The sequence below is a fragment of the Streptococcus sp. SCPM-O-B-15304 (M98) genome, from assembly GCF_058200215.1.
The window spans coordinates 89,715-112,321 of record NZ_JBYQGQ010000001.1 but is presented as its reverse complement, the minus strand read 5'-3'; the positions used below and the strand labels follow the sequence as shown (position 1 = coordinate 112,321).

Sequence of the window (22,607 nt, the reverse complement as noted above, 5' to 3'; positions counted from 1 at the left end):
TACCGTTATTATACCATAAAAATAGCTTATTTCAAAGGTTCCTAGAGTATTCTAAGCCTCTTTTTTCTTACGCTTGCTGTAAAGCAAGCCTGTAGCAACACTTCCCATTGCTAGAGCAGCCAATAGTAAATCTGCAGAATCCTTCTCCCCTGTTGAAGGCAAGCTTCGTTCTGGTTGAGTTACTGGTTGTTGCGGATGTTCTTCAGGAGTTTTTGGCTCTGGTTTTGGTTCCGGTTTTGGCTCTGGCTTTGGTTCTGGTTTTGGTTTTGGTTCTTCATTTTTCGGTTGTTCTGGTTTTGGTTCTTCTGGAGTATGAGTCACAACCGTATTGGAAACAACTTCCACACCATTAACCGTATGATAGTAAGTATTTTCTACTGTTCCTGACTGAATACGTGTCATTTGTAGATATACTTCCGCTTGAAACTCTGATGTCTCTAAAATTGACTTCAAGAAAGTATCATCAAAGCTAATATCTACTTTACCTTTAGCCTTGTCTACTACTTGACTTGTGAACTTAGTTAATTCATCACCAGCTTTGAATTTTTGGCCATCACTTGTTTCAAAATCTACAGCCGCAAACACTTGATAAACACTCTGATAATCATCATGTGTTTCATCGTAGTCATCGCTAAATTTATACTCAAACAACTGTTCTGAGCGATCTTTTGGAATCAAGGAACCAACTAGTTTATAATTAAATGTTTGATTCATCTTGACCTCTTTTCCATCTAAACTTTCCTTGCTTAAATGGTCGATCACTACATCTTTCTTCGGTTCAATCTTTGGAACATTATTGACTACTGTTTCAGTTACATAGGCCATACCAAAATCAATTTGGTAGGCTGTATTTTCATACTTACCACCTGTTTGACCCAATTCCTTCTTAACAGTCATTGGATTAGTAATCGTCAAAACTTCACCAGTTTGAACGTAGGTCTTGTAGAATTCCTCTGGATTCTCTGCCTCAAATACTTGAATCGCTCCTTTCGGAGTGAAATTGCTAGACTTCAAAGCTTCTTGTACACCTGATGGAGCTTTTTCTAGACTTTCATAAAGAGCCATTTTCAAACCTTTAACCACTTGACCTTTAGAATCAGTTACTTGAACACCATCTTGATTGATCGTAACAGCTCCTTCTGGATAATCATCAACGATGTAGAAGCCTTTACCAATACGATCTTTATCTACTTCAATACCCTTGTATTGGCTATAATCTGCAGTTACCTTGTAGTAGTTTACAGATCCTGCCAAGACTTGTTTCCCATCGATGTCGACACCCGCCTTGTTCAGATTCTTCTTGGTTGGTTTAACAGTAGGAACATTATTGACAACTGTATCAGTTTGATATCCGTTACCGAAATCAACTTGGTAAGCCGTATTCTCAAATGATTTTCCTGTATTTCGCAGTTCTTCCTTAGTTACCATTGGATCAATAATTGTAACGGATTTTCCTGTTTTGATATATTGGTTAAAATAGGCTTCTGGATCATCCACTAAAAATACTTGGAAAGCTCCCTTAGGCTTAATTTCAGAACTATCTAGAAAGGCTTTAACCTTATCATTATCAACAGATTCAATAGAATCGTACTGATACACTGAAATACCAGAAACTTCTTTTCCTTCACTATCAATATAACGAATATCTGATTGATTAATAGTCACTGCTTCTTCTGGATAATCATCAATTGCACCAAAGCCTTTTAGAATAGCAGATGGATCTGCCTTTATTCCCTTATACTGATCATAATCCAAGGTTATATGATAGTAATTTGTTGAACCAGCTAGAACTGTTTTACCATCAATGATAACACCATCCTTATTATGATTGTGTTTGAGAGGCTTGATTAAGTTGTTATTTGGATTGTCAGGATCATTCGGTTTACCAGGTGTTGAAACCTGAACAATATTTGAATAACTTTCGTACTTATTGTTGATCTTCAATTGGAAGTTATTCTTATAAGTTGCACCATCATTCGTAACCTTACCTACTAAAAATGGAGTTGGAACTAGCACTTCTTTACTTAAATCTTGATTAAGCTTAGATTTCAAACTTTCTAAGCCTTTCATCCGAACAACATGACTCGATTCGTCATAAGTTAATTCAAAATCTGAGCTAGCCTTTTTTGAAGCTTCTACATCTAGTACAAAACCTGAAGGCAATGCATCTACAATTTCAAAGTCTGTAATAGCTTCACGATTAGCTGGAAGAGGCTTAGTTGTTAATTCCCACTGAACTGTTGAAAGCTTAGGTACATAGCTTTTATCGATAGATTCTCCTGCAGAATTCTTTACAAACTTTTCTAGGTTAGGTACTGCCTGTAAACGAGCATATCTAACTCTAACAGTTGGAGCTGGCAACGAGGACGGGAGCTCTTTTTCCTTTGGCTCCTCCGGTTTTGGTGGGAGTGCTTCCTCTACTTTCCCTTTCGGGGAACTTGGTAGAGGAGTTTCCTTCTCGTATGTTACGGCAGCAGGTTTTGGTAATAGAGAAATCTTTTTCAACTCTGTTCCTTCTCCCAGAATAGTAAAAACAACACTCTGATTATTTCCACTTGCATTCACCTGATCCCATTCGTATGGTGTTCTTCCCTCTGTTGAGCCCGGAGAAGAAGTATGGAGGTAGGTCATACTAGAGCCATATCCTACTGAAGCAAAAGATCCTCTTGGAATATCTGACGAAGCATCAACTGCATCTTCTACTCCTTTCATAACTCGACCATCAAAATTAAGCCCAGAATCTCTTGAATTAATGACTACCCCTCGACCAGATGAACCATAACTCAGATTTGAACCTTGTCCCCAATCGACATCTGTAATCACAGTTCCGATTAAGAGAGAAATCGGAGTTGATGTTCCCTCTACATAAAAATCATAAGTCAACCCCAGACGGGTATGATTGTTATATTTTACATAAAAACTGCCACCATCTCCACTCTTAAGGTAGATATTTGGATCTGTTACAGGAATACCATTTCGCACCTCACCTTGGTAATCGCCTAAATCAGAAACCCTAACTTTGGCCATAATTTTTCTACCATCTGTGAGTGTGCCGATATTATGAATATAAAATGTAGCTCCAACAGTAGGATTTTGGATCACATCAAACTCTCCTGCACCATCTTTAGTAACTCGAGTTCCAGTATCTCCTGTTACATAAGTATCTGCATGATATCCTAAAAATCCTTCCATATTTTCTACCCTGAGATCATCATCTGGTACTACTGTAAAGTCATTATAATATGCCAAGCTACCACGACCAGATGGGTTAAAGCCTCCATAGACTTTAAAACCTGTATCAGAACCGAATAAAGGTTTGCTTGATTGAATTGCCTCTTTCTCAGCTTTAACAGTTGCTAGCTTATTTTTATACTCTGTCAAAGAAGTTTCATAAGCTTCTTTCTTAGCTGTGTTTCGTTTTCGGATTTCTGCATTTTCTTTACTGATACGATCAATTTCTGCCTGATTAGCCTGCTGATTTTTTTCATTCTCTTCACGTATTTTCGAATTATTCTGATTGATACGCTCAACTTCAGATTGATAAGAAGCTAAATCCTTTTGATATTGATCTTTCTTTGCAGCATTTTCTTCTTGGATTTTCTTACGTTCCGCTTGATTCTGTTTTTTATCTTCGAGATATTTTTTAGTAGTTTCCGCAATACTATCCGCTTGTGTTCGATAATCGCTTTCGACTTCCTTTTGCTTTTGATCCAACTCAGAAGCCGAACTCGCTGTACCTTTATCTACTACAGAATCAAATTCTACATTCACCCCAGCTTCCTGTGCCTTTTTAACAGTTTCATCTAAACCTGAATGTGAAATAGAAACTTCTAATGAACCTGTTTTTTCTTCACTCTTTCCTTGGTTATCTGTAGAAATACTACTTGGATTCGTCTGCGCATAGGGAGCATTTGTGGCTGGATTTTCAGTTCGTTCATCTGCTCTAACCGGACTAGTCATCAAGCCCAAGGCAGCTAGACCAAGAATTACTCCACACGTTCCCCATCGTCTTGTTTTTCGGATTGAACCGATTGCTTGTGTCTCGTTATTAAATTTCATTCATTCTCCTTTTTTATTATCCATTCAATACATCCTTTACAGCACTAGTTTTAGGAAGTTTTTTAGGTTCTTCCTTCTTTGGTTCAGCAGTTTTTTCTTCCGTTTTCTTTGGCTCAGCCGGTTTCTCTTTTTCTTTATAAACAAACTTAAGTGTCTGTTTATCCGAAGAAACCTTCCCTTCCAACTCTTCTGGAACTGCCTTCAAAACATAAGTTGTATCTTTAACTGTAATTTCTGTTTCAACATCACGATCAAATTTCCAGTCTTTACCTACAAGCTCTCCAGCTTTGGAAATAACTTCAGAATTCTTGATTTCCTCGCCCTTTTCGTTGACAAAGATAGCTTTAACTTCCTCGCCTTTTTCATGTGCCAAGTAAGTCAGCAAAAGGTCATTTTCAGCAAACTTCCCTTTCTCTTCGCCTTCTTTAAGGGTAACTTCAAATCCATCAACAGTCGGAGCTTTGATATCATAATCATCCCCAGAGAATCCCTTAGCTACAAGAATATCCTGATCAATCTGCTCATTCGTTAAAGCATTCAGAACCTTGACTGTTAAAGAATAAACCTTTTTATCTGCTGGTTTCTTTTCATACAGATAATGTAGTTTAACAGTATCCTTAGTAACTTTTCCAGAAGATTCTTTAGGCTCACCAGTCAATACATAGGTTTCACCATCAACGGTCAATTCCTTCTTAACTTCAGTTGCCTTCCATTCACTACCAATCTCCTTACCAGCTTCGATAATTGTGATATCGCTTTGCCCAGGAATTTCTTTTCCGTCCGCTGTTCGGAAATCAGCAGTAACAGCTCCACCTTCGTTTTTGATAGAATCAGATTTCTTAGCCACTTCTTTTCCATCTAGTGACACTGTACCTGTTGCAGTACCTTCTCCAGTAAAGCTATAAACGATTGAGTAATCACCATCAGGTAGTTTTTCTGAAAAATCAACCTTCCCATCTTTGACCGGTAATTCTTTATTGACTTTACCACCTTTTAACAAAGCCTTAGTGATTTTTATTCCATCTCCACCGATGGCAACTTGAGCTGTTTGATCTGCGCCCTTAGAGGTTTGTACTTTAATAGTTGCAGTTTCCATGAACTGTTTAATCACTTCAGCATCTACAATTGACTTGTCTTTACCAGTCATATCGTAGATATTAGGATGACCCAATTCTTTCATTTGCTCAATTGAACGCATAGAGTTAGTGTCGTTGTCTGTAACCTGATTACGGTTTACAACTGACATAAAGGTCTTAGCCCGTCGTTTTGCCCACTCTGCGAAAGATTTGTCCATTTCTTCTGGTTTACCTTTATCCATCCAACCATCAGTGTATTGGATAACTGAGACTGTATCAGAAGATTTAGTGATTTTCTCTACAATTTCTTCAAAAGGAACAACCACATCTACAGATTCATCAATGTAACGATGTGCACCCATTGCATTTGCCAAGCCTTGGAAGTATTGACCATAGTTTTGGTAAGTAGGATCTTTTTCTGATGGTGCGTTAATTTTCAACAAGTTATCAATAATTTCAAGTGCTTCTTGTTTTGTTAGAAGAGTTGAAGAAATTCCTTTAGTGTCGTTCATAACCTTTTTAGTACTGGCATGATACGAACTTTGTCCGTAATTGTCAGGATATAATTGGATGATATGACGACTATCTGGGTTCTTATTGGCTTCGATAATCTTCTTACTCAAACGAAGTGAATCTTTTACTTTACCGGCATACGAACTAGAGTAGTCATATACATGGACAGTCGTAAGAGGAGCAATTTCATTTGTTGTGCTCGTATTTGTAGGAGCTTTTGTCTTAAACTGAAGCTCATTAGATCCTGCTTTATCTTCACCAGTTACTACTGTATTTTCAGTAGTTTTTTGTTCTGGAGAAAAATCAGGTTGTTTAGGATCAACTGGTTCTGGATTAGGATTTTTAACCTTAGGCGCATCTTTCTTGACCTTTTCAATTTCAATTTTGGTCTTTTCCAAATCCTTGAATTTGTCGTATTTATTATTGCTAACCTTTTTTTCGTCACCCCCAGAGGATTCTGTATCCTTCTGCTCTGTTTTTTCAGTCGTAGCTGATTTTACTGAAGATTCACTTTTGGATTCATCTGCTTGAGCTATTGCCGAACCGACAAGCCCAACTGCAACGAGTCCTAGTGCTACAGAACATAGACGTTTTCCATATTTTCTATAGCTAAATGTTTTTTTCATAGTATCGCCTTTCTAAATGTTCATTGAAATATTTTCTAACGGATATAATTGATGGATCTCTTGCTCTAAAATATACAATTATCATTTTCCCTCCAACCAAAAAGTCACCAAGAAACCTTGATGACTTTAATAAATTTAATTTTCCTTAGATTCTCGTTTGATTTTCAACAGACTTAAAAGTGAAACAGTTACCATTCCCAATAACCAGAGACTAGAAGATTTTTCTCCCGTCTTAGGTAATTCGTATGTTGCAGCTGGTGCTTGATAGACTGGATCTTTAACTTTTGCCACTTGTTCATGTACATACTTCGCAGTCTTACCATTTTGAACTACTGGAGTAGAATGAGTTCCTTCTTGTTCAATACTTGCTTTTTGAACAGTCAACTCTTTTTGATGCTCAATTTCTTGCTGTGCTTCCAGATAATCACGATAAGCAGACAACAACTCTTCATGAGCCTCTAATACCTTTCTTTGCTCTGCTTTTGCAGTTTCTAGTTTTGCTAGTGCTAACTCAAGAACGGATTTCTTTTCTTTCAAAACTTCTTGAGCAGCTTCAAGATTAACTTTTGCCTTTTCTAAGAGTTGTGGGGCATTCTTCAAAACTTCCACTCGCTCTTTTGATGCTTTCAAGGCTTCAGTTGATTCTGAAAGTAAAGCTTGACGATTGAGAACAAGTTCTTTAATTCGAGTAAGTTCACCTTGTTTAGCTAATAATGCCTCTTTCTCAGCAGTCAAAGCTTCATTCAGTGATTTCCATTCAGTTTGTTTTTCAGCTAGTTTATCTTTAGCTAACGCAAGTACTTCACGTTTATTTTGTACGTCCGCATTCAACTGTTCCAAAGCCTCTTGCGCTTGTTTGTTTTCTAAACTAGCTTTCTTAAGGTTTGCTTCCGCCTGCTTTAACTTAGCTTCTGCTTCAGGAGTTTTTAAAGCAATATTCTGAATATCTTTACGATTTGTCACTGCATTTTGCGCAGTAACTTCTGCTTGAGTATATTCTGTCTGTGCTTGTTCTTTTCTAGCTTGTGCATCCTTACGATTCGTTTCAGCAGTATCATAAGTATCCTGAGCCTGTGCCACAGAATTTCTAGCTACTTGAATTCTTTCCTGAAGACTAGCTAGATTGTTCTTAGTATCAATTTTAACTTTTTGATGGAAACCATTTTTCAGCAAATCAATTGTTTTAGAATCTGTTCCAACATAGTGCATCGCAACCAAACCAAGATCTGTCTTTCGGGTTGCTACACCGATATACTGAAGCGCGACTGACTTACGATCAAGTCCTGCAAAGTTTAAAGCATGGCCCCAATCAGCGTGCTTATCATAAAACAGCATCATAATCATGTTGTTGTAAGCCTGTTGTTTCAGATCCGCTAATGTTATTACATTATCTGCATTTTGGAAGCCTATGTTTTCAGCAAGCAGACCTTGATTCCCCTGATTCAAACCAACTTCTTTCGCAACAGTGTTCAAAGCATCTAGGTCATGCCCGTACTGATTAGTTGATAGCTGAGTTACCTTCTGTGCCACTTTCTGCATATCTCGATTCACTAAAACTGGAATATCATCTGTTCCCATCAATTGACGGAAATCATTAATCAAATGTGCATTGAAAATGGCAAGTTCATCTTGAACTTCAGCAGATAAATGATTGACATCAGCAATAACCGTCTTTTTATCGGTCTCACTCTGCTTAAATGGAGAAGTTGGATTACTGTAATAAGTCTCACCACCATCTGAAGAACTAAATCCAGCAGCAGTCATACCTCTCTTGGCAATTTCTTGTAACTTATTTGAATTTTCTTCAGTGGGATTATTGAAGTAAGCCTTTAATGCTTCTACATAGCCAGCAGGATAAGTGATCGAAGTCGTTGTCAAACTGTCCAGGACACTTTGAGCCTTAGATAGATTCTCTTTAGCTACTTGATACTGATTTTCAGCGTTAGTAGCTTGAGTGGTTGCTTGATCTAGTTCCTGAGCTTTCACCAACCTAGTTGCTTCTGTACTCGTTACCTCTTCTTCTGCCTGTTTCAACTTAGAATCACGTTGTTCATCTGCTTTTTTAGCAAGTTCCAACTCTTGTCGAGCTTGTGATTCAGCTTTTTCACTCATTTCCAAGTTTCGCCCAGCAGCTTCAGCATTAGCAACAATACCTGCAACTCCAGTTCCGTCTAAAATAGCTTGTTTTTCAGCTACAATTTGTTCTGCATCTGTAACTTCTTTTGTTTTGTCATCAAGCTTTCTCGTAGCTTCTTTGACATTTGCTTCCTGATCAGTAACATTCTTTTCAGATAGCTTTTGTTCCTTTTCAGCAGAGGTCAGTTCTTCTTTAGCCTTCTTCTCAGCAATTTCTTTTGTAGAGACATCTTCTTTTGCATCCTGGATATTTTTTGGAGTAGCTTCCTTGACTACTTTCTCCGCTTGAGTAACAGTTTCTGTAGCTTCATCAACTGCTTTCTTAGCATTGTTCACCTCATTTTGAGCTGTGTTTACAATCTCCTCATGTTTTTTTACAACTGTGTTTGCCTGAACCACATCTGCTTGGGAGATAGCAACATCAGTTTCTGTAACTGTTTTTTTAGTTGCTGTCTTCTGTTGGCTCCCTGAAATTGGCTCTGTAGGTTTTAATTCTTCTGCGGAAGCTTGAGTCGTTGCTCCAACCGCTGCAGTTGCGATTGCGCCAGCCAATAAAACTTTCTTAACTTCATTCATCATTTCCATTTGATTTCTCCTTTTTGATATTACTTAAAACAATGCTTATTTGAATAATCTTTTAGTTCTCGTGAGATTTTATCAGACAATTTATTTGGGATAAAAGTCATATATACTAGAATCCCAGAGGCTAAAAGAATAACTGTAAATATTATCTGTATAATACTCATTTCTTCACCTTTTCATAACATCACCTATCTGCTTTCAGCAACAAAGAAACAATTCCTTGCTCCCCAAAACAGATAGATGAGGACTCTATCTGTTAAATTTTACCACTAGGTCGGTGATAACCTTTACCAGTTAGCTGTAAGATAGTTTTATTACCTTGCTTAATTCGTCTGGCAACTAAAATATCTCCACGTTTAATGGTGCGTATATCTCTATAGATTTTAGAGTATTCTGCAATCATTTCAACGGTTTGAAGTTTTCCTGCCACATACCCTTTTTTGGGAATAAGACCATACTTACTAGTTAATTTCATTTCTTCACCACTTGCAAGCCGTGCGGTTGCATCACCTTGCAAACCTAGTCGTCTTAAATCAGTGAGCGTAACCTCACTAGTTGATTTTATTTGATTCATATTGTCCTCCTTTTTGAATCAAAGGCTGATTTACAGCCATGCCGAGTTGATGCCGTACATCTCTACTGTGTTTTTTTCGCACGATTTATAGTTTAGAAATCGCAAACTCTTTCGTCTTACGGGACAAGTCAACCGTGACTTTACATAATGCAGTCAGCACTAGATATACTTTCTAGATACACACCGCCCCTATTCTTCTTTTTATGCCTAGACTGCGCTAATCGGGACAGTGGGGATATTCAATTTTCAAAGAACAAGAGTAGTTTTAGGACTTGCTCAGGTCAGATATCACATATAAAAATTACTTTCTGAATAATTTTTTTAATGATTTTCAATACACTTTCGAGCGTTACTATTGTAAATCGCAAGCAACCCATTAAAAACATATTCAGCAATTACTTCTGATGAACGGGCAAATCGCATATTTTCTAAAGCATATCGATAGCGTTCTTCAAATGGCATCATGATATAGGCTGCCATCGTATCTGAGTAATTTTCTTCTAAAAGTTGAGAATAAACTAAATCATAAATATAATCCTTATCATACTTGCTAGCTTTATCAACTTTTCTGGAAAGTCTGTCTTGTTTATTATTTGGGGAATTTCTAGGGAACCTCTCCTCGTCCTCATCAGAAATAACTAATTCAGTGTCTTTATTATTAGTCTCACTATATTCAGTATCGTTAGGGTCTAAATTTGACACCAGGCCCGTATAAATCTGACACCCCCCTGGTGTTTTTTTGACACCCCCCTGGTCTAAATCTGACACCCCCCTAGTATCAGATTTGGAATCACCTGATTTATCAACCATTCTAGCAACTGTGTCATCTTGCAAGAGACCAAGGTAAATTCGGTTAGCTAGATTTCCTGATTTACTTGTAGATTGTTGAACTTCATGAATTAATCCATACTCTGTGAGTTGCTTCTTAATTCTTAATAGGGTAGATTTCGAGCAACTTAGTATCTTCATCAAATTAGAGTTGGAATAAACCAGATAAATATTTCCATTCTCATCAATCCAATTATTCTTGAAAGAAAGCTCTAGTCTATCTTTAAGCATGGCATAAGCGACTTTTGCATCTAATCTCATATCCTCATAAATAGGATTTTCAAACAAAACCTTTGGTAAGGCATAAAAGCGATCAGATGTCTGATAATGGCTAGCACTAATAAACTGAATTTGTTTCATAAATTACACCTCTTTCAGTCTAAAGTCACCATTCATGGTAAATCCTATCAACCCAAAGGCCTCAAGTTCTCCTATACTTGCTATTATTTCTTTTCGTGTGGAACCTGTTTCCTTCATCAAAAACTGGATTATCATCTCTCTTGAAATTCTCTCCTTACTTTTTCGTCTCATAATTTTTCCTCCCAAAATACAAAAAAGAACTAACGGATTTTTCCGTTAGTTCAATATTTTCTATTTATCTCAAAACACTAGACACTTACACAGTAAAATTCCTAAAAAAATAGCAAGCAAACCACCTAAGTAGGTCAAGAGAAAATAACTGTAAAAGACCTTCTTATCAGCCAAGAGTTTTTGGAGTTCATCATTCAAGGTTGAAAAAGTGGTTAGACCTCCACAAAATCCTGTGGCAAGGATAAGATAGACTTCTTTAGACTCCACATGATTGTAAAATAAGCCAATCAAAAAACAGCCTAGTAGATTAGCTATGAGAGTTCCTAGTGGCAGTACTGAACCCTGATTATAACGTGAAAGGAAATAACGAACAAGCGCTCCAACGCCACAAGCAAGTGCTAAATACATGATTACCATTTCTTCCTCCCTAAACAATAAGCCAATAAAAGCCCTCCACCAATGCTCAGAACTAGATAAATTATCAGACTTGGATAAGAACCTGTATCCAGCAATTTTACGGCATCTAACACGAGGCTAGAAAAAGTGGTCAAACCGCCACAAAAGCCAGTACCAAGTGCTAAAATCAGACCCTTACTGCTCCCCTTATAAACCAAATAACCTTTGACTAGATAGACTAAACAGAAAATTCCTAGATAGTTGACGACTAGTGTTCCCCATGGAAAAGCTGGACTGGTTGGCAACCATTTGGAAATCAAATAACGGACAAGACCTCCTAGCATGGCAGCTAGAAAGATTCCTAGTGGGTAAAATTGTTCTTTTTTCATTTGATGTTTTTATCCTGATAATCGCGCGAACGTTTGAGAATGTCTGAAAAAGTCTCAACGATTGTCTCTTCGTATTTTTTATTGCTTACGTGATTTCTGACTTTTTCAAAGATAACTTCTTCTCTTTTAATATCTAGAATAGCTTTTCCTGAAGCTTTTTTATAAGCCACTACACCCTCAACTAGATGCATTCTTTCTTCTAAGAGTTTTACAATTTGGTCATCAATTTGATCGATTTCTTGTCTAATAATATCTAAATCCATAGAGTCTCCTTTTATATTTGAATGATTTTAGCAAAAATCTTCTAGATGGAATGGTACATTTTTAGGAACAACTAACAAAAACTGCACTGACAACTTTCATCAGTGCAACTTCATGCTTATCCTACTTTAGCAGCCAATTCTTCTGCAAATTGTTCCAAGCGTTCGATATCTTCTTCTTCTGCAGAGAGATCCACTTTGACGCACTCTGATCCCTTTTCAGCTCCTGTTGCCACAAATACACGATCAAAGTCATCAACAGCTTTACAGAACTCATCGTAGAAAGTATCGCCTGATCCTACCACACCGTAGATCTTGCCACTCAAATTAAGATCTGCTAGGTCTTCGTAGAAGTCCATCATCTCATCTGGTAACTCTCCATCACCATATGTGTAGGTCGCAACGATTGCGATATCTGCTTCAAGAAAGTCAGATGCGTCAACAGTTGTACATTCATCAACATCTACCTCTAAGCCCAACTCACGCAATTTATCTGCTACAATATCTGCAATTTCTTCGGTATTACCGGTCATACTGGCAAATACAATTTTTGCTAATGCCATATCGTCCTCCTCAATTTATCTTCCTCCATTATATCACATCTTTTTCATTTTAAAAATAAAAACTCTTGTGCTACAATGAAATAAGAAAGAATTGAGGTTACTTATGGAAATTTGCCATCAAATTTTAGAAAAAATTAAAGCATACGATACCATTATCATTCACCGTCATATGAAACCAGACCCTGATGCCTTGGGAAGTCAGGTCGGACTAAAGGCTCTCTTGGAACATCACTTCCCAGAAAAGACCATCAAAGTAGTTGGCTATGATGAACCAACACTAACATGGCTTGCAAAGATGGATCAGGTTGCAGATAGTGACTACCACGGTGCTCTTGCAATTATCTGTGATACAGCCAATACAGCTCGTATTGATGATAAGCGTTACCAACAGGCTGAAACTGTTATCAAGATTGATCACCATCCAAATGATGAAGTTTATGGGGACTTGGTCTGGGTAGACACCAACTCTAGTAGTGCTAGTGAGATGATTGCCCTCTTTGCAGAAGAAACAAAGCTTGAGCTTTCGGATTATGCTGCTAAACTATTGTGTGCGGGTATTATTGGTGATACAGGTCGCTTCTTATATCCTTCTACTTCTAGTCGTACTCTTCGTATCGCAAGCCATCTACGCGAACATAATTTTGACTATACAGAATTAACTCGTAAGATGGACACGATTAGTTTCAAAATTGCCAAACTCCAAGGTTATGTCTATGATCACCTAGAAGTTGATGAAAACGGTGTTGCGCGTGTCATTCTGACTCAAGAAATTCTAAAAACATATCAAGTAACAGACGCAGAAACAGCAGCCATTGTTGGTGCTCCAGGTCGTATTGATACTGTTAACCTTTGGGGAATATTTGTGGAACAAGCAGATGGCCACTATCGCGTTCGACTTCGCAGTAAATTCGTTCCAATCAATGGTGTTGCAAAAGAACATGATGGTGGAGGTCACCCACTTGCAAGTGGTGCTAACTCCTATAGCCTAGAGGAAAATGAAGTCATCTACCAAAAATTAAAAAACTTACTGAAAAAATAGATAAAAAGCTTGCCAAACTTAGCATAATCTGTTAGACTAGTATGGTAACAATCTATGGCTCGCAAAGAGACCATGGCAGAAAGGAAATATTGCAAAATGAAAAAAGATATCCATCCAGAATATCGCCCAGTTGTCTTCATGGACACAACTACTGGTTACCAATTCCTTAGCGGTTCAACAAAACGCTCTAACGAAACTGTTGAGTTCGAAGGCGAAACTTACCCATTGATCCGTGTGGAAATTTCATCAGACTCACACCCATTCTACACTGGACGTCAAAAGTTCACTCAAGCAGATGGACGCGTGGATCGTTTCAACAAAAAGTACGGTCTCAAATAATCATAAAAAGAACAGCTCTAGCTGTTCTTTTTTTGTTTCTTCAAATCAGGAGTCAACGATTACTGCTGTTCCACTACAAGTGACCATCAGCATACCATTTTCAGCACCTAAAGTTTCATAGTCCATTTTTATACCTATAATAGCATTTGCTCCACGTTCACTTGCACGCTCCATCATTTCTGCTATAGCTTCTTCTCTTGCTTGAGTCAATTCACCTTCATAACTACTCGCTCGACCTCCAAAAACATTACGGAAGCCAGCAGCCATATCTTTGAACATATTAACTCCAGCAACTACTTCACCAAAGACAATTCCTTTGTAGGCTAGGATTTTTTTCCCTTCAATTCCCGTAGTTGAAATAATCATCTTCCTTTCCTCCTAACTTCTTTTATATAATTGTAAACCCTTTCACTAACTCTGTCAAGAAATACTATAAGGGGCTCAATACTTGAAAGGAAACTCTTCTCACCATCCTTGTTTGCTATCCATTTAGTGCCAATTGTACTGATAAATGTTTGAATGTATCCTTTGCGAACCCTAGCTTGGGATATATTTTTCAACCTCACCTATTTTACCAACTTGTTGAATTTTCCTCCAAAATGACAAATAGAGGCTGTTGTACCCTGCCCAAAAAATGCCCCCTATACACAAAAAAAAGCCTATCGACCAAGCTAAAAAGCTTGATACAATAGGCTTTTTCTAAATTCATTATTTAACAGCGTCTTTAAGAGCTTTACCAGCTTTGAATGCTGGAACTTTTGATGCTGCGATAGTGATTTCTTTACCAGTTTGTGGGTTACGACCTTTACGTGCTGCACGCTCACGAACTTCGAAATTACCAAAACCGATCAATTGAACTTTTTCACCAGCTGCAAGGTAATCAGCTACTGCTGCAAATACAGCATCAACTGCTGCTGCTGAGTCTTTCTTTGTCAATTCTGTAGCTTCTGCTACTTTAGCGATCAAATCTTGTTTGTTTGCCATGTTAATAATTCCTCCAAATAATTTCTAATTAACAATTACAATCATATCCTAAATTCTCTTGTAGGTCAAGTCAAAAACGCTATTTCTTGCTATTTTCTTTATTTTTTTAGAGCTCATATCTGATCAAAATAGCCCAAGCATTTTCACCTGTATGGGTCTGAATAATCGACCCTGTTTCTAAGACAGAGATTGGTTTTTCTACGAATGGTTGTAGGATTTCTTTCATCTCTTCTGCCCAATCTCTAGTTCCAGAATAGGAAATACCAATTTCGGCAACAGAACGTTCTGACAATTTTGAAACTAGTTCATCCAACCATTTCTTAAAGGTCTTAGCTCCACGTCCTTTAACAATTGGTTGCAATTCGTCATCCTTCATCTCCATAACTACACGGATATTTAATAGAGAGCTTAGAAGACCTGTCACACGGCCAATACGTCCACCTTTAACAAGATTTTCCAAGGTAGAAACACCGATGTAGAGTTCTGTGTTCTTCTTCACCTCTTCAACATGAGCCACAATTGTTTCTATGTCTTGCCCTTCTTGAGCCAATTTAGCTGCTTCAACCACTTGAAATTTCAGGGCTTGGTCTGTAAAAGAACTATCTACTACAGTTACTTTAGCAGTCGATAGGCTGGCACCCTGACGAGCTGCTTCGACAGTTCCTGATAAGGCATGAGACATATGAATAGCTAAAATTTGACTACCGTCTTTACTCAACTCATCAAAGATTTCAGCAAAGAGTCCAACAGGAGGTTGACTTGTTTTAGGCAGATTTTTACTCCCTTGCATCAAGCGAAGAAATTCCCCTTCTTCAAGATCAGCATCCGAATAAAGAACACTATCAATCATTACAGAGAGCGGAACGACGGTAATATTTAATTCTTTGACCACTTCTGGTTCAATGGTAACAGAAGAATCTGTTACGATTTTTACTTGTGTCATAATTCAAATCTTTCTATGTTTCACTTTTTAAGTGAATTTTTCAATTTAACTATAACAATTATATCAAAAAATAACTAAAAATTCATACTGTATCTATTCATTTTTATGTTGGAATTTATAAATTTTTAATTATATAAAAATAGTCGCCTGCTAAGACGACTATTTTAGTATCATAATAAACGTTCATACAAATCTTGCATCTGTATGTCATCGGGAACCAACTTGAGATAGTGTTGAATCTGCTCTTTTGCTTCTTCAAATTTTCCAAGCTCGCGTAGTAGATGAATGTATTGTTCTAAAAACTCTGGGTTTTCCTTGAGTTCTGGAACCAACACCTGATAAGATTCATAGGCAGAATCCAAATCTTCAGTTTCTTGGTAACTCCGTGCAATCATCCACTTAGTTAAGAGATTTTCTGGCTCATAAACTTCTAGGTCTAAAATATCCTCATACCGTTCTTGCTCCTGATACAGGGTTGCTAGTCGCAAGAGGATTTCCTCTTGGTCCTCTGCATCTTCTTGAGCTTGAAGAAGATAAGATTCCGCCTGCTCAGGTTGATGCAATTCGTAAGATAATTGTGAAGCCAGGAGTAGCAAACGTGTTTCGAAAGGATTTTTTTCCAAACCTTGTTGAGCTATCTGTAAAGCTTGCTCAGTTTGATGTTCCTTATGTAGAGCCTGGCTATAGCCATATTCATAACCTTCAAAATCTGGAGAAATAGTATCTAACTGTTTAAAATATAAAACTGCCTTTTGATATTCCTCTTGGTCAAAGTAGAGACTCGCTAATTCAAAAGCAGTTTGATCTTCATACTCTAACTCTAAAGCTTTTTCTAAAAACTCTATGGCTGATTCAAACTTTCCAAGTCGAGCATAGGCAGTTCCAATCCGCTGATAAGTCGAAATCCCTGTCTGCTCATATATGTCACGGTTATCCAGTTGAGCATAGCCTTTAATCGCTTCTAAATCGTTTCCTAGTTCACTATCTAGCTCTGCTAACCCGAACGTCAGTAGCGGATCATCAGAGTAATGAAGAGCTTCTAAGAGCTTCTCTCGAGCGACATCCGTCAAGCCTTCCATTTGATAGAAATCAGCCTTTAAAACAAGCGCAGATACATAAGAATCGCTATTGGGTTGAATTTCTTCTAGATAGGCAAACGCTTCTTCAATTTGTCCGTCTTCGCTTGCGATACTAGCTAGATTGAGATTTACTTCTGGAAATATTGGAGCTAGTTTTTCATAGATTTGACGAGCTTGTGGATAAAAACCAATACCTTCTAGATAATAAGCCAGTTCCAGAAGAAGATCATCCGAGTCTTCTACCAATGCTTTTTGAAAATAATGATCAGCTCTTATTAAATCTTGCTGATCCAAAGCTTCAAGCATTTCTTGACTATTGCTCACCTTCGACCTCCTCTTCTAACTCATACAGACCACTAACTTTTTTATACCATTCAAAAATCGCTGAAATAACAACTTTTGCTGAAGCATAAACAGGAATTCCTAATAGGACTCCCCAAACACCAAACATAGAACCAGAAGTCAACAGAACAAATAGAATCGTGATTGGATGAATATTGAGTTGACTACCTAAAATCAATGGAGATACAAATCGACCTTCAATTGTCTGCTCTACGATAAAAACAATAATAACTTTCAAGAGCATAACTGGTCCAGCAATTAAGCCTAGTACCAGAGCTGGTATCATGGCAAGGAAACTTCCAAGATAAGGGATAAGATTTAAAACCCCAGCAGTAATACCAAGGGTCACCGCATATCTCAAACCAATAATTTTAAAGAAGATGATAAACATAATCGCCACGATAACAGCAACAGTAATTTGTCCTCTAACGTAGTTAGCTAGTTGTTGGTTTACTTCTGATAGAACCTTACCTACTGGTTCTCTCAATTTATTTGGTAAGAATTGAGTGACATGATCTCTTAAACCTTTTCCGTCTCTAAGGAGATAAAAGAGCATAAACGGCATAATAATTAGAGCGACAATGACTTGTGACGTTCCACTAATAAGAGCACTAACCCAGTTCACAGCTTTTGAAGAAATATTACTTGCCCAAGCAGTTGCTTGTGTTGAGAATTGAGCTAGAACCTGTTCCAGTTGAGGTCTAAAGTCATCTGGTAGACGTTTGGTTACAAGATCATCAATAACTCTGTCAGCATCTTCGAGATAATTTGGTACATTTTGCGCAAAAATAACCACTTGACGTTGAAGATTTGGAATCGCAACGGCCAGACCAATAATCAAGAGTATGCCAATAATGACAAAGATAATACTAATGGATAAGACACGATTTATCTTGTACTTCTCCATCAAATCTACCAGTGGATTTAACAAATAAAAAAGCAATCCTGATAAAATAACAGGCAACATGACCACTGATAAAAAATCAACGACAGGGATAAATAAAAAACTAATCTTACTTAAAATAAAAATATTCAGACCTAGTAATAAGGTTACCAAAAAAACTGTAACAGCCTTATTATCTAAAAACCATTTAAAAAACCAGGATAAATTAAAATGTTTCTCTTTTTGTTCCATATCTACTTCCTTTCCTTTGTCTTTTCATTATACCATTTTTACAAGGAATAAACTGTTTTAAAAGTGTGGAGTAACGATTGAAAACTATAAAAAATCCATCTTGTATTTTACTGATTTCATACTTAGAAGTTTCATACTTTTTTATCTATTTTCTTCAGGTCTCCTAATTTATGATATAATAGAAACATCTTTATTTAGAGGTATAGATATGATTGAAACAATTTATTTTGGAACCTACACACGTCGTTTATCCCAAGGGATTTATCAAGCTGATTTTGATACAGAAACTGGGCAATTATCCAATCTTAAACTCTTTGCTGCTGAACCAAGTCCTACCTATCTTGCATTTGATCAAGAAAATCACCTCTACACTGTCGGTAGCAAAGAGGGACAAGGGGGAATTGCTGCCTATCAAACTGATGGTACTTTACTAAACCATGTTGTAGCTGAAGGTGCACCTCACTGTTATGTGGCTGTCGATGAGAAACGTGGTCTAGTATATGGTGCTAACTATCACAAGGGACAAGTTCTGGTTTATAAACGTAAAGAAGATGGCAGTCTTGAATTAACTGACGTTGTTCAACATAGCGGTCATGGTCCTCATGAAAATCAAGCTTCTCCACATGTACACTTTACAGATTTAACCCCAGACCAATATTTAGTCACATGTGACTTAGGTACTGATGAAGTTACTACCTATGATGTTAATCCAGAAGGTAAGCTAAATAAGCTAGCTACCTACAACTGCAGTCCTGGTGCAGGGGCACGTCACCTTGTTTTTCATAATCACTACAAAATTGCTTATCTCATCTGTGAGCTCAATAGTACGATTGAAGTATTGATTTATGATGGCGTCGGTGCATTTGAAAAAATGCAAGTTGTTTCCACACTCCCAGATGGATTTAATGACTTTAATGGAACTGCAGCTATTCGTCTTTCAAAAGACGGAAAATATCTGTATGCATCAAACCGTGGTCATGATTCTATTGTAGTTTACACTATTCTAGCTGATGGTAGTTTAGAGTTGTTAGAATTCGTTCCTACAAACGGGAAAACTCCTCGAGACTTTATTCTCTCACCAGATCAAGAATTTCTCATCGCCGTTCATCAGGATTCTGATAATGCAACAGTCTTTAAACGCAATCCAGAAACTGGTCGTCTTGCAGAACTTTCCAATGACTTTCACGTACCTGAAGCGGTTTGCGTCACTTTTTAAACATAGAAAAATGGCGGTGGGACAGAAATCGATAGACAAAATCTCGATTTCGTAGTCCCAGCCCCGCGAGGATGATTAGGAGCTTTTTGGAGTCTAAAAGACGAACAAAAAGTTCAATCAGCTACCGCGTCAAAGTTTGGTTGCTAATAAAAAGTGAGGTCGGGATCTTTTTGTCCCAACCTCATTTTTTTATAGTTTATTTCCGACATTGATTCGGTTAATAGCACGTTGTAATGCAATTTTAGCACGACGCTCTTGGTCAATCAAGTGTTTGTCTTGTGCTTCTTCAATTTCACGTTCTGCACGAAGTTTGGCACGTTCTGCACGGCTAATATCGATATCACGAGCACGCTCAGCTGAGTCTGCAATGATAGTAATCACATCATTTGCAATCTCGATGATTCCTCCATTTACTGCTATCCAGTTGACATGAGAATCATCATCAATACGTTTGACTTTAACTTCATCAACTGCTAATACCGCAATCATATTTTGATGTCGTGGCAAGATCCCCATCTCACCATCCAGAGTTCGAACTGATACAAAGCTGGCATGGTGATCATAGACGAGGCCATCTGGTGTCACGATCTGGACAGTTAACTGAGCCATAGATCACCTCTTAAAATCCCATTTTTTCAGCCTTAGCAATAACATCTTCGATTGAACCTACTCCACGGAAGGCATCTTCTGGGAGATGATCGTGTTTTCCATCAAGAATTTCCTTAAACCCACGAACTGTTTCCGCTACTGGAACATAAGAACCTGGTTGACCAGTGAATTGTTCCGCAACGTTGAAGTTTTGTGAAAGGAAGAACTGAATACGACGGGCACGAGCAACCAAAGTTTTTTCTTCATCAGAAAGTTCATCCATACCAAGGATCGCAATGATATCTTGCAACTCATGGTAACGTTGAAGAACACGTTTAACTTCAGCAGCAACTGCGTAGTGTTCTTCTCCAACGATTTCAGGCGCTAAAGCACGAGAGCTCGAAGCAAGTGGATCAACGGCTGGGTAGATACCCAATTGAACCAATTTACGTTCCAAGTTGGTTGTAGAATCCAAGTGAGCGAAGGCTGTTGCTGGCGCTGGGTCAGTATAGTCATCCGCTGGCACGTAGATAGCCTGGATAGAGGTTACAGAACCTTTCTTAGTTGAAGTGATACGTTCTTGCAATTGACCCATTTCTGTTGCGAGGGTTGGTTGGTAACCAACGGCTGATGGCATACGACCCAAAAGGGCAGATACTTCTGAACCAGCCTGAGTGAAACGGAAAATGTTGTCAATGAAGAGAAGAACGTCTTGACCTTCTACATCACGGAAGTATTCAGCGATTGTCAAACCAGTAAGGGCAACACGCATACGTGCTCCTGGTGGCTCATTCATCTGACCAAATACCATGGCTGTTTTCTCGATAACGCCTGATTCCTTCATTTCCCAATATAAGTCGTTCCCTTCACGAGTACGTTCCCCAACACCAGTAAATACTGAAATACCACCGTGTTCTTGGGCAATGTTGTGAATCAACTCTTGAATCAAGACAGTCTTACCAACTCCGGCACCACCGAAGAGCCCGACCTTACCACCTTTAAGATATGGGGCAAGAAGGTCGATAACCTTAATCCCTGTTTCTAAAATTTCTGAAGAGGTAGACAACTCATCAAAAGTAGGTGCTTTTTTATGAATTGGCTGACGCTCTGCATCTTCTCCAAAAGGAGCTTCCAAGTCAATAGTGTCTCCCAAAACGTTGAAGACACGTCCCAAGGTTTCTTTACCTACTGGTACAGAGATCGGACGACCTGTGTCCAATACTTCCATTCCACGAGTCAAACCATCTGTTGATTCCATGGCGATAGTACGAATCATACCATCCCCCAACTCTAAGGCTACTTCAAGGACGATTTTTGTTTTCTTTTCGTCATTTTTGTAGACGACAAGTGCATTGTTAATCTCAGGTAGTTTTTCTCCAGCTGCAAACAAAACGTCTACAACGGGTCCGATAACCTGAGCAATTTTACCTGAACTCATCTCCTTCTCCTATTCTATATAAGATACTATCGGTTCCTAGAATGACTAGGTCCTAAGTTCATTGATGTGAGCAGGATGGCTTTATTCTAAAGCACTAGCTCCTGCCACAATTTCTGTGATTTCTTGTGTAATCGCCGCCTGTCTGGCACGGTTATACTGAATTGTCAAATCATTAATCACTTTTTTGGCATTATCTGTCGCTGTTTGCATGGCTGTCATACCAGCAGCATTTTCAGCTGTCTTGGCATCAATAATAGCACCATAAATCATACTTTCTGCAAACTGTGGCAGCAATTGATCCAAGATTTCTTCACGACTTGTTTCAAGGTCAAAAGTCAAGCTATAGTTATCATCTGCTTCATTTGGATCCAAGTCCACGATTGGAAGCATCTGTTCTACACGCATTTGACTTGTCAATGTATTCACGTGGTGGTTATAGCAAACGTAGAGCTCATCAAAAAGTTCATTTTGATACATTTCAATCGTTTTAGAGATAATCTTATGAACTTCATCAAAGCTTGGTTGACTTGCAAGTCCACGCAATTCATAGATTGGTTGAATACCGCGTGATTTGAAGAAATCTGCTCCCATACCACCGATACAGATAACTTCAAAATCATCACCTGATGGATGGTATTCCTTCTGAATTTCCATGACGGCCTTCAAGATTGAAGAGTTATAGCCACCGACTAGACCTCGGTCAGAAGTAATGACGATATAGCCTGTTTTTTTGACCGGGCGGCTAATCAACATTGGATTTGTTGATCCGCCAGCACCATCTCCGTGAAGGATATCTGTAACCAACTTACGCACTTTTTGTGCATAAACTTGGAAGTTACGAGCTGCTTCTTCAGAACGACCTAACTTAGCTGCAGAAACCATCTGCATCGCGTTAGTGATTTGACTAGTATTTTTTGTTGAGGCGATTTTTGTTTTAATATCATTTAGAGATACTGCCATCTGACACCTCT

General features: G+C 38.1%; 21 protein-coding genes. 3 read left to right on the top strand and 18 right to left on the bottom strand.

The window, feature by feature from the left end; translation table 11 throughout:
- Positions 1-51 precede the first annotated feature (51 nt).
- From AC3E7H_RS00535 to AC3E7H_RS00490, 10 genes are all read right to left on the bottom strand, one after another.
- Positions 52-4,059 carry an SspB-related isopeptide-forming adhesin gene (locus AC3E7H_RS00535; RefSeq protein ID WP_490675916.1) on the bottom strand — a complete coding sequence of 1,336 codons (4,008 nt, stop codon included), beginning with the start codon at positions 4,057-4,059 and terminating at the stop codon, positions 52-54.
- Between the two features lie 16 nt (positions 4,060-4,075).
- Positions 4,076-6,274 carry a MucBP domain-containing protein gene (locus tag AC3E7H_RS00530; protein WP_490675915.1) on the bottom strand — a complete coding sequence of 733 codons (2,199 nt, stop codon included), beginning with the start codon at positions 6,272-6,274 and terminating at the stop codon, positions 4,076-4,078.
- 135 nt (positions 6,275-6,409) lie between these two features.
- Positions 6,410-8,995 (bottom strand): SEC10/PgrA surface exclusion domain-containing protein, encoded by a 2,586-nt coding sequence (locus AC3E7H_RS00525; RefSeq protein ID WP_490675914.1) that lies wholly within the window; start codon positions 8,993-8,995, stop codon positions 6,410-6,412.
- 253 nt (positions 8,996-9,248) lie between these two features.
- Positions 9,249-9,566, bottom strand: coding sequence for a hypothetical protein (locus AC3E7H_RS00520; RefSeq protein ID WP_049509453.1), 318 nt, complete (start codon positions 9,564-9,566; stop codon positions 9,249-9,251).
- 321 nt (positions 9,567-9,887) lie between these two features.
- Positions 9,888-10,754 (bottom strand): replication initiator protein A, encoded by an 867-nt coding sequence (locus AC3E7H_RS00515; protein ID WP_490675913.1) that lies wholly within the window; start codon positions 10,752-10,754, stop codon positions 9,888-9,890.
- Between the two features lie 3 nt (positions 10,755-10,757).
- Positions 10,758-10,925: a hypothetical protein gene (locus AC3E7H_RS00510; protein ID WP_049509457.1), complete on the bottom strand. Its 168-nt coding sequence runs from the start codon at positions 10,923-10,925 to the stop codon at positions 10,758-10,760.
- A 69-nt stretch (positions 10,926-10,994) separates the two neighbouring features.
- Entirely contained in the window at positions 10,995-11,342 is a 348-nt protein-coding gene (crcB, locus tag AC3E7H_RS00505; protein ID WP_490675912.1) for a fluoride efflux transporter CrcB, read from the bottom strand.
- Positions 11,336-11,710 (bottom strand): fluoride efflux transporter CrcB, encoded by a 375-nt coding sequence (gene crcB, locus AC3E7H_RS00500; protein WP_000712088.1) that lies wholly within the window; start codon positions 11,708-11,710, stop codon positions 11,336-11,338. The genes crcB (AC3E7H_RS00505) and crcB (AC3E7H_RS00500) overlap by 7 nt, the downstream gene beginning before the upstream one ends.
- Positions 11,707-11,973 (bottom strand): chorismate mutase, encoded by a 267-nt coding sequence (locus tag AC3E7H_RS00495; protein ID WP_000362432.1) that lies wholly within the window; start codon positions 11,971-11,973, stop codon positions 11,707-11,709. The genes crcB (AC3E7H_RS00500) and AC3E7H_RS00495 overlap by 4 nt, the downstream gene beginning before the upstream one ends.
- Positions 11,974-12,089: 116 nt before the next feature.
- Positions 12,090-12,533 (bottom strand): flavodoxin, encoded by a 444-nt coding sequence (locus AC3E7H_RS00490; RefSeq protein ID WP_001162134.1) that lies wholly within the window; start codon positions 12,531-12,533, stop codon positions 12,090-12,092.
- A gap of 103 nt (positions 12,534-12,636) precedes the next feature.
- On the opposite strand from AC3E7H_RS00490, the gene AC3E7H_RS00485 reads away from it, so the two are divergent.
- Together AC3E7H_RS00485 and AC3E7H_RS00480 are read left to right on the top strand one after the other, a co-directional pair.
- Entirely contained in the window at positions 12,637-13,572 is a 936-nt protein-coding gene (locus tag AC3E7H_RS00485; protein ID WP_000401747.1) for a DHH family phosphoesterase, read from the top strand.
- Positions 13,573-13,668: 96 nt separating this feature from the next.
- On the top strand, positions 13,669-13,911 hold the full coding sequence (locus AC3E7H_RS00480) for a type B 50S ribosomal protein L31 (RefSeq protein WP_000710764.1): 243 nt from the start codon (positions 13,669-13,671) through the stop codon (positions 13,909-13,911).
- A 45-nt stretch (positions 13,912-13,956) separates the two neighbouring features.
- Here AC3E7H_RS00480 and AC3E7H_RS00475 read toward each other — a convergent pair whose 3' ends face one another.
- From AC3E7H_RS00475 to AC3E7H_RS00455, 5 genes are all read right to left on the bottom strand, one after another.
- Positions 13,957-14,277: a heavy metal-binding domain-containing protein gene (locus AC3E7H_RS00475; protein ID WP_075228704.1), complete on the bottom strand. Its 321-nt coding sequence runs from the start codon at positions 14,275-14,277 to the stop codon at positions 13,957-13,959.
- Positions 14,278-14,619: 342 nt separating this feature from the next.
- On the bottom strand, positions 14,620-14,895 hold the full coding sequence (locus AC3E7H_RS00470) for an HU family DNA-binding protein (protein WP_001284633.1): 276 nt from the start codon (positions 14,893-14,895) through the stop codon (positions 14,620-14,622).
- A gap of 106 nt (positions 14,896-15,001) precedes the next feature.
- Complete coding sequence (locus tag AC3E7H_RS00465; RefSeq protein ID WP_000195454.1) at positions 15,002-15,838, bottom strand: DegV family protein; 837 nt, start codon at positions 15,836-15,838, stop codon at positions 15,002-15,004.
- Positions 15,839-16,008: 170 nt separating this feature from the next.
- Positions 16,009-17,241, bottom strand: a complete 1,233-nt coding sequence (locus AC3E7H_RS00460; protein ID WP_000071915.1) for a tetratricopeptide repeat protein — start codon at positions 17,239-17,241, stop codon at positions 16,009-16,011.
- The gene (locus AC3E7H_RS00455; protein WP_000435438.1) at positions 17,231-18,394 is read right to left on the bottom strand and encodes an AI-2E family transporter; all 1,164 of its coding nucleotides are present in this window, start codon (positions 18,392-18,394) and stop codon (positions 17,231-17,233) included. Before AC3E7H_RS00455 ends, AC3E7H_RS00460 begins: the two co-directional genes overlap by 11 nt.
- A 208-nt stretch (positions 18,395-18,602) precedes the next feature.
- Between AC3E7H_RS00455 and AC3E7H_RS00450 the strand changes: the two genes are divergently transcribed.
- Positions 18,603-19,610: a lactonase family protein gene (locus tag AC3E7H_RS00450; RefSeq protein ID WP_075228703.1), complete on the top strand. Its 1,008-nt coding sequence runs from the start codon at positions 18,603-18,605 to the stop codon at positions 19,608-19,610.
- 189 nt (positions 19,611-19,799) lie between these two features.
- Here the strand turns inward: AC3E7H_RS00450 and AC3E7H_RS00445 are convergent, their stop codons facing one another.
- The 3 genes from AC3E7H_RS00445 to AC3E7H_RS00435 form a co-directional block, all read right to left on the bottom strand.
- Complete coding sequence (locus tag AC3E7H_RS00445) at positions 19,800-20,219, bottom strand: F0F1 ATP synthase subunit epsilon (protein ID WP_049503620.1); 420 nt, start codon at positions 20,217-20,219, stop codon at positions 19,800-19,802.
- A gap of 10 nt (positions 20,220-20,229) precedes the next feature.
- Complete coding sequence (gene atpD / locus AC3E7H_RS00440; protein ID WP_000094353.1) at positions 20,230-21,636, bottom strand: F0F1 ATP synthase subunit beta; 1,407 nt, start codon at positions 21,634-21,636, stop codon at positions 20,230-20,232.
- 81 nt (positions 21,637-21,717) lie between these two features.
- Positions 21,718-22,596, bottom strand: coding sequence for a F0F1 ATP synthase subunit gamma (locus tag AC3E7H_RS00435; protein ID WP_075228702.1), 879 nt, complete (start codon positions 22,594-22,596; stop codon positions 21,718-21,720).
- Between the last annotated feature and the right edge of the window lie 11 nt (positions 22,597-22,607).